At 61.6% G+C, this 12,673-nt stretch carries 10 protein-coding genes; 1 reads left to right on the top strand and 9 read right to left on the bottom strand.

Going from position 1 to position 12,673, the window contains the following annotated elements:
* Position 1: 1 nt before the first annotated feature.
* From GT495_RS01690 to GT495_RS01710, 5 genes are all read right to left on the bottom strand, one after another.
* Positions 2–3,430 carry a DNA-directed RNA polymerase subunit beta gene (locus GT495_RS01690; RefSeq protein WP_240128070.1) on the bottom strand — a complete coding sequence of 1,143 codons (3,429 nt, stop codon included), beginning with the start codon at positions 3,428–3,430 and terminating at the stop codon, positions 2–4.
* Between the two features lie 512 nt (positions 3,431–3,942).
* The gene (locus tag GT495_RS01695; protein ID WP_161161221.1) at positions 3,943–4,848 is read right to left on the bottom strand and encodes a UTP--glucose-1-phosphate uridylyltransferase; all 906 of its coding nucleotides are present in this window, start codon (positions 4,846–4,848) and stop codon (positions 3,943–3,945) included.
* A gap of 313 nt (positions 4,849–5,161) precedes the next feature.
* Positions 5,162–5,539, bottom strand: a complete 378-nt coding sequence (gene rplL / locus GT495_RS01700; RefSeq protein WP_117758628.1) for a 50S ribosomal protein L7/L12 — start codon at positions 5,537–5,539, stop codon at positions 5,162–5,164.
* A 102-nt stretch (positions 5,540–5,641) separates the two neighbouring features.
* A complete protein-coding gene (gene rplJ, locus GT495_RS01705; protein ID WP_117758629.1) occupies positions 5,642–6,163 on the bottom strand; it encodes a 50S ribosomal protein L10 in 522 nt (173 codons plus the stop codon).
* 504 nt (positions 6,164–6,667) lie between these two features.
* Positions 6,668–7,804, bottom strand: coding sequence for a pyridoxal phosphate-dependent aminotransferase (locus tag GT495_RS01710; RefSeq protein WP_161161222.1), 1,137 nt, complete (start codon positions 7,802–7,804; stop codon positions 6,668–6,670).
* A gap of 93 nt (positions 7,805–7,897) precedes the next feature.
* Here GT495_RS01710 and GT495_RS01715 point away from each other — a divergent pair, with 93 nt between their 5' ends.
* Positions 7,898–8,557, top strand: coding sequence for a hypothetical protein (locus GT495_RS01715; protein WP_161161223.1), 660 nt, complete (start codon positions 7,898–7,900; stop codon positions 8,555–8,557).
* A 1-nt stretch (position 8,558) separates the two neighbouring features.
* Here the strand turns inward: GT495_RS01715 and GT495_RS01720 are convergent, their stop codons facing one another.
* The 4 genes from GT495_RS01720 to GT495_RS01735 all read right to left on the bottom strand — a co-directional run bounded on the left by GT495_RS01720 (position 8,559) and on the right by GT495_RS01735 (position 12,514).
* Positions 8,559–9,122 carry a uracil-DNA glycosylase family protein gene (locus GT495_RS01720; RefSeq protein ID WP_161161224.1) on the bottom strand — a complete coding sequence of 188 codons (564 nt, stop codon included), beginning with the start codon at positions 9,120–9,122 and terminating at the stop codon, positions 8,559–8,561.
* Positions 9,123–9,125: 3 nt separating this feature from the next.
* The gene (locus tag GT495_RS01725; RefSeq protein ID WP_161161225.1) at positions 9,126–10,502 is read right to left on the bottom strand and encodes an alpha-amylase family glycosyl hydrolase; all 1,377 of its coding nucleotides are present in this window, start codon (positions 10,500–10,502) and stop codon (positions 9,126–9,128) included.
* A 233-nt stretch (positions 10,503–10,735) separates the two neighbouring features.
* Positions 10,736–11,932, bottom strand: coding sequence for an MFS transporter (locus GT495_RS01730; protein WP_161161226.1), 1,197 nt, complete (start codon positions 11,930–11,932; stop codon positions 10,736–10,738).
* Between the two features lie 102 nt (positions 11,933–12,034).
* Positions 12,035–12,514 carry a YbaK/EbsC family protein gene (locus GT495_RS01735; protein ID WP_161161227.1) on the bottom strand — a complete coding sequence of 160 codons (480 nt, stop codon included), beginning with the start codon at positions 12,512–12,514 and terminating at the stop codon, positions 12,035–12,037.
* Positions 12,515–12,673 lie beyond the last annotated feature (159 nt).

A 12,673-nucleotide genomic window follows, 5' to 3' on the forward strand; every position in this document is an offset into this window, starting at 1 on the left:
ACTACTCCTTATCAGTGGTCGTGGCGGCGACAGCCTCGGGTGCCTCGGCGGTCTCGGCATCCTCGGCCTCGACGTCGGCGTCAACGCCGGCGAGCGCAGCCAGGTCGTCGAGAGCGGAGGTCTCCTCGGCGGTCACAGGGGCGGAGGCGTCCTCGTCGGCATCGTGCATGGGCTCGATGTCCAGTGCGAGGGAGCGGATCTCCTTGACGAGAACCTTGAAGGACTCGGGGATACCCGGGACAGGAACGTTCTCGCCCTTGACGATGGACTCGTAGGTCTTGACGCGGCCCACGGTATCGTCGGACTTGACGGTCAGGATCTCCTGCAGGACGTTGGAAGCACCGTAAGCGTACAGTGCCCAAACTTCCATCTCGCCGAAGCGCTGGCCGCCGAACTGGGCCTTGCCGCCCAGAGGCTGCTGGGTAACCAAGCTGTAAGGGCCGGTCGAACGGGCGTGGATCTTGTCGTCGACCATGTGGCCGAGCTTGAGGATGTAGGACGTACCCACGGTGATGGGCTCGCGGAACTCCTCGCCGGTGCGGCCGTCGAACAGACGGGTCTTGCCGCGCTCGTCAAGCTGGGTGACGAACTCGGGGCGCATGTGATCGCCAAAGGCAGCGGTGGCCTTGTTGAGCATGTTCTTGTTGGCACGGCGGATGACCTCGGCGATCTCGTCCTCCTTGGCGCCATCGAAGACGGGCGTGGCGGTGAAGAACGGACCGGGGACGTACTTGTCGGAGTCGGCCTGCTCGGTATCCCAACCGCAGGCAGCAGCCCAGCCAAGGTGGCATTCGAGCAGCTGGCCGACGTTCATACGCGAAGGAACGCCCAGCGGGTTGAGGATAACGTCGATCGGGGTACCGTCAGCCATGTAGGGCATGTCCTCGACCGGCAGAACGTTACAAATAACACCCTTGTTGCCGTGGCGGCCGGCGATCTTATCGCCCTGCTGGATCTTACGACGCTGAGCGACGTAGACGCGCACCTGCTCGTTGACGCCGGGGGCCAGGTCGTCGCCGTTCTCGCGGCTAAAGCGGACGACGTCGATGACGCGGCCGTACGCGCCGTGAGGCATCTTAAGGGAGGTGTCGCGGACATCGTGGGCCTTGGCACCGAAGATGGCGCGCAGCAGGCGCTCCTCGGCGGTCAGAGCGCTCTCGCCCTTAGGCGTGACCTTGCCGACCAGGATGTCGCCAGGGCCGACCTCGGCGCCGATGCGGATGATGCCGTCCTCGTCGAGGTTGGCAAGCATATCCTCGGAGAGGTTCGGGATCTCGCGGGTGATCTCCTCGGGGCCGAGCTTGGTGTCGCGGGCGTCGATCTCGTGACGGGTGATGTTGATGGTCGTCAGCAGGTCCTCGGCCACCAGGCGCTCGGACACGACGATACCGTCCTCGTAGTTAAAGCCTTCCCACGGCATGTAGGCCACGGTGAGGTTCTGGCCCAGTGCGAGCTCGCCGTGATCGGTCGAAGGACCGTCGGCCAGGGGCTCGCCCTGCTCAACGGTGTCACCGACGCGCACGAGCGGACGGTGGTTGATGCAGGTTGACTGGTTGGAGCGCTGGTACTTGGCCAGGTGATACTCGTCCATGCCGCCGGCATGCTTGACGATGATCTTGGCGGCGTCGGCAAAGATGACCTCGCCGGCATTCTTGGCCAGGGTGACCTCGCCGGAGTCCAGAGCGGCGCGACGCTCCATGCCGGTACCGACATAGGGAGCGGCGGGGTGAACCAGCGGCACGGCCTGACGCTGCATGTTGGCGCCCATGAGCGTACGCTTGGCGTCGTCGTGCTCAAGGAACGGAATCAGCGTGGCTGCGACGGAGAGCATCTGGCGCGGCGAGACGTCCATGTAGTCGACGTCCTCGACGGGCACGTCGGCGGGGGCGCCGAAGGAGCCGTCGAAGTCGCGGGTACGGGCAATCACGCTATGCGGACGAACGATCTTGCCCTCGGCATCGGTCGTGATGAACTCGTTGGTCTTGGGATCGAGCGGCGTGTTGGCCGGCGCGATGACGTGCTTCTCTTCCTCGTCAGCGGTCATCCAGTCGATCTGGTCGGTGGCAACGCCGTTCTCGACGCGGCGGAACGGGGCCTCGATGAAGCCGTACTCGTTGACGCGGGCGTAGAGGGCGAGCGAACCGATCAGGCCGATGTTGGGGCCTTCGGGGGTCTCGATCGGGCACATGCGGCTGTAGTGCGAATTGTGAACGTCGCGGACGGCCGTCGGCACGTTGGTGCGGCGGCTGGAGCCGGACTTGTGGCCGGCAAGACCACCAGGGCCGAGTGCGGACAGACGGCGCTTGTGGGTCAGACCGGTCAGAGGGTTCGCCTGGTCCATGAACTGCGAGAGCTGCGAGGAACCGAAGAACTCCTTGATGGAGGCCACGATCGGGCGGATGTTGATGAGCGACTGCGGGGTAATCTCGTCGATGTCCTGGGAGCTCATGCGCTCACGGACGACGCGCTCCATACGGCTCATGCCGATACGGAACTGGTTGGCGACGAGCTCGCCGACGGTGCGGATGCGGCGGTTGCCGAAGTGGTCGATGTCGTCGACCTTGAAGCCCTGCTCGCCGGCGGCGAGGGACAGCAGGTAGCGCAGCGTCGCGACGATATCCTCGTCGGTGAGCACCGTGACCTCTTCCTCGGTGGTGAGGTTGAGCTTCTTGTTGACCTTGTAACGACCGACGCGGGCCAGGTCGTAGCGCTGCGGGTTAAAGAGCAGACCCTCGAGCAGGCTGCGGGAAGCGTCCACGGTGGGAGGCTCGCCCGGGCGCAGACGACGGTAGATCTCGATGAGGGCGTCCTCGCGGGTGAGGGCGGTATCGCGCTCCAGGGTGCGCTTGATCACATCGGAGTTGCCGAGCAGCTCGATGATGTCGTCGTTGGTGACGGCGATGCCAAGGGCGCGCAGGAACATCGTGGCGCTCTGCTTGCGCTTACGGTCGATGGAGACCATGAGCTGGTCGCGCTTGTCGACCTCAAACTCAAGCCAGGCACCGCGGGACGGGATGATCTGGGCCTTGTAGATCTGCTTGCCCGAATCCATCTCGGAGCTGTAGTACACGCCCGGGGAGCGGACGAGCTGCGAGACGACGATGCGCTCGGTACCGTTGATGATGAAGGTGCCCTGATCGGTCATCATGGGGAAGTCGCCCATGAAGACGAGCTGCTCCTTGATCTCGCCGGTCTCCTTGTTGGTGAGACGGACGTCGGTCAGAAGCGGAGCCTGATAGGTCATATCCTTCTCGCGGCACTCCTCGACGGTGTGCGCGGGGTCGCCGAACTGATGCTCGCCGAAGGTAACCTCGAGAACATGGTTCTGGCTCTGGATGGGGCTGGATTCCTTGAACGCCTCACGAAGTCCCTCGTCCTTAAAACGCTCAAAGGACTCCCTTTGAACAGAGATAAGGTTAGGGAGCTCCATGGCCTCCGGGATTTTCCCGAAGCTGACGCGCTTGCGCTCAGTGGCAGTGTATGCGTAGGTCACCAGGTTTTTCCTCCTTCACGGAAATGCTCGGTGGGTTGGCGAGGCATAGCTTCGCCAGTTATCGCAACCTAATAGTTTATCAGGTACCGACCGTTGGGCAAGAAAAGCCTTGACGCGATTGAGTTTTTGGAGTAGCAAAGTTTTTCGACGAAAAGGTGCAGGTAGATAGGTATGTATCGAACACCTGTTCATATATTTTCTGTGAACAGAGAGCCGGCGATCGCAGCTCTTATAAAAAAACGGGTGCAGACCGAAGTCCGCACCCGTACCGTTTCAGCCAAGACAGATCAGCAGGTAGAGGGCTGACAGCGAACGGGCATCAGAGCGAACAAGTTGACATGAAAAGAGGACGGCATTGACCTTCTGGTCATGCCGCCCTCTTTGAATGGCAAATTGTCGCTCTGATGCCCGTGCAGCGTCGAGCCGTTACGCGGTTTGGTAAAACCGCGTTAACGCTTTAGACCGCCGCGCTCGTCGATGGCATCCCAGAAGGCGCTGGCAAAGCGAGGATCGCTTGCGGCCATGAGGGCGTTGGTGGCCATCCAGCCAGACGGGGTGCCGGTGTCGTAGCCCGAGAGCGGGTCGATGACGACAGCGTACATAGCCTCGCGGTCGAGCGAGCGGGCCATGGCGTCGGTAAGCTGGATCTCGCCGCCCTTGCCGGCCTGCTGGTCGGCAAGAAAGTCCATGACCAGCGGGCTCAGCAGATAGCGACCGACGATGTACAGGTTGGACGGAGCCGCCTCGGGAGCGGGCTTCTCAACCAGACCGCCGATGCGCCAGACAGCGCCCGGCTCTGCGTCGCCGGCGTCCTCAAAACCCTCGAGCGAGCCAACACGATCGCCAGCGATAACGCCATAGCGGCTGACTTCCTCGGGAGCGCACGCGGCAACGGCGATAACCGAAGCGCCACCGTGCTCCTTGGAAACGGCAAGCATCTTGTCGCAGATGTCACGGTTAGGCACAACGTAGTCGCCCAGAAGAACCAGGAAGTTCTCCCCTGCCACGGCGTCGGCAGCAGAACGAATGGCATGGCCGAGGCCCTTGGGCTCGTACTGATAACGGAAGTCGACCGGCATGCCGCCCGCGTGGGCAACAGCATCGGCGTAAGCATCCTTACCGCGCTCGCGCAGCAGATTCTCGAGTGAGCGATCGGGCTGGAAGTAGCTCAGCAGCTCGGGCTTACCGGGAGAGGTAACGATGATGGCGTCGTCGACCTCCTCGGGGTCGAGCGCCTCCTCAACGACATACTGAATGACCGGCTTGTCGAGCACCGGCAGCATCTCTTTAGGCGTGCATTTAGTGCCAGGCAGAAAACGCGTGCCAAGACCGGCGGCGGGGATGATTGCCTTCATGTTATTCAAGGATCCTTTCGCAGGCGCAGAATGCGCCCTGTGCGTGCGGCACAACGGCCGCAGACCAAATTGCGATACCGGAGTATCTTACCGCCGGAGACATCCGTCGCCGTAAGGCAAACGCAATTCTTCAGCAGGTCAACGCAAATTATTGGTCGAATGGTGCAATTTTTGGCCCCAGCGGTAACGGGATTGGCACGGCGAAGACAGCGGCGTTCTGCGTGTCGAGCAATGGGAATGAGGGGCTAAAACAAAAAAGACGGGACTCGCATAGCGAGCCCCGTCTGCAAAGAAATCTGGCAAAAAAGCCTGATTACTTGAGGGTGACAGCAGCGCCAGCAGCCTCGAGCTTCTCCTTGGCAGCCTCGGCGTCCTCCTTCTTGGCACCCTCGAGAACAGCCTTGGGAGCGCCCTCGACGACCTCCTTGGCCTCCTTCAGGCCAAGGCTGGTGAGCTCACGGACGGCCTTGATGACCTGGATCTTGTTGTCGCCGAAGCCCTCGAGCACGACGTCAAACTCGGTCTTCTCCTCGGCCTCAGCAGCGCCAGCAGCAGGAGCGGCGACAACAGCGGCAGGAGCAGCGGCGGAAACGCCGAAGGTGTCCTCGATAGCCTTGACGAGCTCGGAAGCCTCGAGAAGGGTCATTTCCTTAAGAGCATCGATGATCTCATCGGTGGTAAGCTTAGCCATTTCTAAGTCCTTTCGGTTTCCGTGTCTGTGCACGGAGATCAGTTAAAACACGGCGCGAATGCGCCAGGGGTGCGACGTTGCCGCCGCGGGTGAAAACAGCGACTAGGCTGCCTTCTGCTCGGAGACCTGCTGGATCGAACGAGCGAGACCAGAGGAAACGCCGTTGACGCAGACAGCGATGTCGCGAGCGAAACCGGAGATGAGACCGGCGATCTGACCGAGAAGCTGATCCTTGGTGGGCAGCTCGGCGATAGCCTTAACATCATCAGCGGAAACGGCCTTGCCGTCGGAGATACCACCCTTGATCTCAAGGACACCCTTGGAATTGGCGGAGAAGTCCTTAAGGGCCTTAGCGGCCTCGACCGGCTCGGTCTCGTAGAACACATAAGCGACGGGGCCGGCGAGGATCTCGTCGATCTCGGGCTGCTCCTGGTTCTTGAGGGCGATCTTGACCAGGTTGTTCTTGTAGACCTTCATCTCGGCGCCGCACTCGCGAAGCTGATGACGCAGCTCCTGAGCCTGCTTAACCGTCAGACCGTTGTAGTTGACGACGAACAGACCGGCGTTCTCGGCGATACGGGACTCGATCTCTGCAACCTTGTCGATTTTGTACTGCTGGGGCATGAATTACACCTCCTCGAACTCTTTTCGGGCACGGTCCGCCACAAGGACGTGACGGGGGCATGTCCAAAAAGAAAGCCCCCGCGCTGCATGAGCGACGGGGGCGAGAAGACATATCTACTCGACCACCTCGGCTGGCGGGATACCCCATTAAGCTCGCGGGCGATGCCCGTTTGCACCGGCTGTCTCTGGCAGCGGATTCGTGCGTGAACCGAAAGTATTATGGCGGGGACCCCGGCGTCGGTCAACGGAAAACCTGGCTGTACACAATTCCACCATCCGGCCGCGCCGCCGAAGGCCAGGCGCAAGGTTTTCGCTCGGTCAAGTCCTGGCTCGCACGAAGAGCACATTAAGTGCTCTTCGGCTCGTGCGGAATCTACGAAAACCATGCGCCTGGCCTTCGGCGGCGCGTGCCTGCGTTGACTTTGGGCAGCCCAGGTTTTCGTTGGCTGACGCCCCCACTCATAATGCTTGGGTCGGTGGGCTGATGTGTTGCGTCCCGGTGGGCTAAAAGGTTGAAATGAAGGTGGACAGGCGATTTAGGCCTTCGTCCAGATCTTGGTCGGAGACGCAGTAGCTTAGGCGGATGTGGCTTTCGGTGCCGAAACAGTCGCCCGGGACTAGGGCTACGCTTGCCTCTTTGATGGCTTTGATGCAGAAGGCTTCGCTTGTTAGGCCGTACTGTTTGATGCTGGGGAAGGCGTAGAAGGCGCCGGCTGGTTCCACTACGTCGAGGCCCATGGTGCTTAAGGCTGCGAGCACGCGTTCGCGGCGGGCTCGGTAGACTTTGAGCATGGGGGTTGGGTCGACGGTCAGAGCTCGCGCTGCGGCGTCCATCTCGAAGGAAACGGCACTCGATACTAGATATTGATGGGCCTTTGCGATCTCGGCAATGACGGGCCCTGCGGCTGCGAGCCAGCCCAAGCGCCAGCCGGTCATGGCCCAGGGTTTGGAGAAGCTCTCGATGACTACTGTCTGCTCGCGTAGCTCCGGGTGGCGCTGGGCAAAGCGCTCGTAGCCATCCACATAGACCAGACGGTTGTACACGTCGTCGCAGACCACGTAGATGCCCGCCTGCTCTGCCACGTGTGCCACGGCGTCGAGCGATGCCGCGTCGAGGATGCAGCCCGTAGGATTGTTGGGCGAGCAGATGACGATGGCCTTGGTCGCCGGTGTCACGCAAGCACGAAGTGCGTCTTCATCAATCTGGAATTGAGCAGGCTCCGTATCCAAAAAGACCGCTTTGGCGTGATTGGCCACGACGATGCTCTCGTACAGGCCAAAGGCAGGCGTGGGGATAATGACCTCGTCGCCGGGGTTAAGCATAGCCATGAATGCTGCCGACAGGGCCTCGGTCGCGCCGTCGGTCAGAAGGACCTCGTCGGCAGAATACGTAAGGCCCGCGTCACCCATATATGCAGACAGCGCCCCGCGCAGGGCGGGACGACCATTATTGGGCGGATAGTGCGTGTCGCCGCGGCCCAGCGCGGCGGTCACCTCGGCGCTAATCACATCGGGTGTAGGAAAATCGGGCTCGCCGAGCGCGAGCGCAATGCATCCTGGGCGCTGGGCCGCGAGCGCGTTAATCCGACGGATGCCGGAGGGCTTAAGCGTGGCAAGCGAGGTATTCATGGGCAGACGCATGGCGTTCCTTTCGTAAGGGTTGCATTAGGATAGCGCGGCGAGGCGCCGCCAGACGGTGTAACCTAAACGGAAACCAACCGGAAAGGAGGCGGCATGGAGACGACCGCGAGCGGCGATAAGCCAAAAACACTGCATAACATCGCGTTTGTCAGTATTCCCGAGAGCGCCGATCTTGAGTTTTTGCTCTGGGACCTGCAGGATGCCATCGCCGCCTATGCACAGCTTTCCGGCACCGTGCTCCCCCGCCCGGTCGACTTGAAGGCAAATGACACCGGTGTAGTCGATGGCATGGTGCTCGCTGTTGATGATGCCTTTGATGATGAGGCGATGAGCGTCGTAGAGCAGGCGCTTGATTGCCTTGGGGGCACGGAAACGCGCGTCTATGTTGTTGTGCAAGCCGGCTGTGGGAGTCCCGAGCGGGCGCACACGGTCGTTGGCCATCTGCGCGAAGCGTGCGAGCGTCGGGGGTTATCGTGGTGCGGCGGCATGATCGTCTGCGCCGGCAGCGGCATCGCAGCGCTTCGTCGCTCACCGCGCATGGGACTCTTGCGGCGACCGTTTTCGGAAGCGGTGGACAAGCTCGTAGGCGCCGTTCGTATGGGCTGTTCGGTTAAGCATGCGCAGCGACTTGGTGGTGGTAATGCCGAGGACGTCGACGCCGACGGCATGGTTTGCGCCGAGCCAGCCGTGCCCGTGCCGATCTGGCGAGGCGTTCTGAAACACCTCGGCGCCCGCACTCAATCAACAATCTAAATTAATAGGCTGCCCAGTCAACGGCTTCACTCCAACGCTCGACAAGCCGCTCCAAACGCCACGCCGCGTTGGCAGGACTCGTCGACGGCAGCACGATGGCGGGTAGCCCCGTCCGCTCTTGTAGATAGCGTTTGTAGAGCCGCCCTGCCGTACCGCCGTTACAGACAACGACCTCGATCGGCGCGGCATCGGTAATGCGCTCAATATGTGCCGGCACAACGTTTTTGATGCTGGCGTCACTCGAGCCCTTAATGTCGCAGCTCTCAAGCACATCCCACAGGACCACGCCGCCGTTCAGCAGCATGGATCGCTTGGCGGCAATCGAGGCGTCGAGCGTCGCAGGCTCACTGCCCGCCAAAGGGTCGCCCTCGTTGGGCGGCACGGGCACACCGAGGCACGCGGCCATCACGCGCCAAAAGCGGTTCTGCGGATTGCCATAGTAGAAGGCATTGGCACGCGAGAGCACCGAGGGAAACGACCCCAGCACCAAAACGCGCGAGTGCTCGTCAAACACGGGCTCAAACCCATGCTCAATATGTTGATAGCCCTCGTCGGATGCAGCCATGGCCTAGGCCCTCAACAGATAGCGCACCTCGTAGGGCGCAAGCTCAAGGGTACCCGTCAGCTCAACCGTGGGCGCGCCGTCGGCAAGCAGGTCAACAAAGGACCCGTTGAGCTCGCCGGCTCCAAAGGTATAGGGCTCGTTCACGGCATTGACTGCCACGAACACTGTCGCGTCGTCGCAGGCACGCTCGAACAGCAGCTGCTTGTTCTGAATCACCATGTTGCGGTACGCACCGTAGTTGAGAGCGCGTGCTGCCGCACCGTCTGTCGAGCGCAGGTGCGCGAGCTGCTTGATGAAGGCCGTCAGCTCGTTGGACGCAGGCTCATCGAGCGCAGGCCGCAGCGCCCAGTCACCATCGGGGCCGCCCTTTTCGCCGGCAATCCCCCACTCGCTGCCATAATAGACGCATGGGATGCCCGGCATGCCAAAGAGCATGCCGTAGGCGGGGCGCAGGCAGGACTTGTCGGTGAGGATGCTTGCCAGGCGCGGCACGTCGTGGTTATCGACAAACGACAGCAGATGCTTGCCGCGGTAGATGCACCACGGGTCACCGCCAAACTGGCGATGCAGCGAATGGGCGATCTCGAACATGTTGGCCGAGTTAAAGCTGGAGTACAGACTCTTGTAGCACTCGTAGTTGGTGCAGGAGTCGAGCATCTCGTCGTTGACGATCTGGTTGTAGTCGCCGTGGAGCGTCTCGCCGATCAGCACAAAGTCGGGCTTGAGCTCACGGGTAAAGGCGCGCAGACGACGCATGAAGTCGCGGTCGAGCATATAGGCGACGTCCAGCCGCAGGCCGTCGACGCCAAAGACCTCGGCCCAACGGCGCACGGACTCGAGCAGGTAATCAGCCACGGCGGGATTTTGCAGGTTGAGCTTCACGAGCTCAAAATGGCCCTCCCAGCCCTCGTACCAAAAGCCGTCGCCGTAGCACGAGTCACCGTCAAAGCTAATGTGGAACCAGTCCTTGTAGGGCGAGTCCCACTTGCGCTCCTGCACATCGCGGAAGGCCCAAAAGCCGCGACCGACGTGGTTGAAGACGGCATCGAGCACCACGCGGATGCCATGGGCGTGCAGCGTCTCGCACACGGCGGCAAAGTCGGCATCCCCGCCCAGGCGACGGTCGATATGGCGCAGGCTGCGTGTGTCGTAACCGTGGCTATCAGACTCGAGCGGCGGGTTGATGAGCACAGCGCCAATTCCGAGTTCCTGCAGGTAATCGGCCCATTGGGCAATCTTCATGATGGGGGCATCGGGGTTGAGCGCGGCGGTGGCAGCCTGGGCGAGCTCATCCTCGGTAACGGGGGCGGCGTTTTCGCGCGGAGCTCCGCAAAAGCCCAGCGGATAGATCTGATAGAACGTCGTCTCGTATGCCCACATAGCAACCTCCCGGTAAGCTCAACACAACGACATCCATTGTATGCCCAGCAGGGTAGCTAATTTGGGACGGGGCTATTTTAGCTACCCCGCATCCGATGCAGGGGTAGCTAAAATAGCCCCGTCCCAAATTAGCTACCCCAGCCCCTTTCTAAGTTGCGGTGAAATAGTTCCTGCCTGGGCCTTCAGAGGCCTTAAACAGGAACTATTCCACCGCAACTGATGAGGAAACGTGATTAGGCGACGACCTTGGCGCGACGGATGGCCGGGAATAGCACCGTGATAGCGAGGATGACGCCCACGACGGCAATCGCCCCGCCCGCGAAGCCGATCCAGGCGATACCGGGACCCGAAACCACGGCGCCGCCGATCGCGGTGCCCGTGCCGATACCCAGATTGAACAGGCCCGAGAAAATCGACATGGCGACGGCCGACGAGTCCGCCGGCGTGTACTTGATGAGCTCGGCCTGAAACGCCACGTTAAAGGCCGTACCACAGCAGCCCCACAACGCGCAGACGGCAAGCACCGCCACGAGCGCCGAAGCCGCGGGGGCCATGAGCAGCAGGGCCGCTGCCACGCCGGAAAGCGTGATAGCCAAGAACGGGAAGCGGTGCCCGTCGAACAGACGGCCAAACAGCCAGCTGCCCACCAGGCCGGAGCAGCCAAACGCCGTCAGCGTCATGGTGATGGCGCCCGCGTCGACGTGCGCGGCCTGCGCCAGAAAGGGCTCGATATAGCTGTAGCTTGCGTAATAGCCGGTCGCCATAAAGACCGTGACTGCGTAGAGCGCGATCAGGAACGGGTTCTTGAGCAGCTCGGGCAACTGTTTGACGGTAAAGCGCTCACCCGCCGGCATGGCCGGGAACACCGCCGCCTGGTACACCACTGCAGCGGCAGAGAAAGCCCCGACCGCGGCAAACGTCATGCGCCAGCCCACGGCCAGCCCGATGGCGCGACCGATCGGCAAGCCAAAGATCTGCGCGATGGACGAGCCCGTGGCGATCATGCTGATGGCGAGCGCTCCGTGGCGGGTGTCGACCAGACGCGAGGCCATGATCGAGGCGACCGACCAGAACACGGCGTGTGCGCAGGCAACCACCAGGCGGGCGCAGACTAAGATGGGATAGGTCGGCGCCAAGGCGGACAGGAACTGACCGAGCGAGAACACGGCAAGCACGCCCAGCAGCATCCGCTTGAACTCAAAGCGCGAGGCAAACACCATAAGCGGCAGCGACAGCAGCATGACACCCCAGGCATAGACCGAGATCATGATGCCAGCTTGGGCCTCGGTGAGCGAAAACGACGCGGCGATGTCGGTTAGCAGGCCGATGGGCATGAACTCCGACGTGTTGAATACGAACGCGCAACAGGCGAGCCCGATAAGCGGGAGCCACTGCTTGAGTGAGATGCCATCTTGTCTTGCCTGAGTCATATATAACGTCTCCAATCGTTTTGAGCGGAGGCGATTATATAGCAACGGCCCCGCATCCGTTAATACAGATGCGGGGCCAAAATCGCGCAGACATTTGGGAGCCTAGTCCTCGGACTCCCATCCGCGGCAGACATCGACCCAACCTTGGGCGTCGGACGCCGCCTCCAGCTCGGGCACCGAGAGCTCCACACCGCTATGGTCGTCACCACATGCCGGGTAAACGGTGTCAAAACGCTTAAGCGACTCGTCCAGATAAACCGCCACACCCTCATTGATGCCAAAAGGGCAAACACCGCCGGGCGCATGCCCCACGGCTTCCTCGACCGCAGCGCCGGGAATCATATGCGGTTTGCCGTGGAAGAACTTCTTGAATTTGGAGCTGTTGACACGCGCGTCCCCGGCGCACAGCACGAGCACCGCCGCGCCGTCGACATCGAACGCCATCGTTTTCGCGATCTGCGCAGGAGCCGTTCCCAGTGCCGCTGCGGCTTCCTCGACAGTTGCCGTCTCCTCCTGAGGCACAATCACACGGTCGCCAAAGCCCTTCGTTCGCAAATGCGCCATCGCCTTGTCAAACGCCATAACTAAAAACTCCTCCGCCAAACCAGCTGTTCGACAGAGGAGTATAGCCCGTGGATGCGCCATATGCAGAGAGGCTTTGTTTGCAAACCGCTCGGTTACAAGCCGCTCAGAACACCAACGCCGTAGACCAGAAACGCCACGATCAGGGCCGCAGTTTCC

Source organism: Collinsella sp. BIOML-A6 (genome assembly GCF_009875845.1).
Classification (GTDB): Bacteria; Actinomycetota; Coriobacteriia; order Coriobacteriales; family Coriobacteriaceae; genus Collinsella; species Collinsella aerofaciens_H.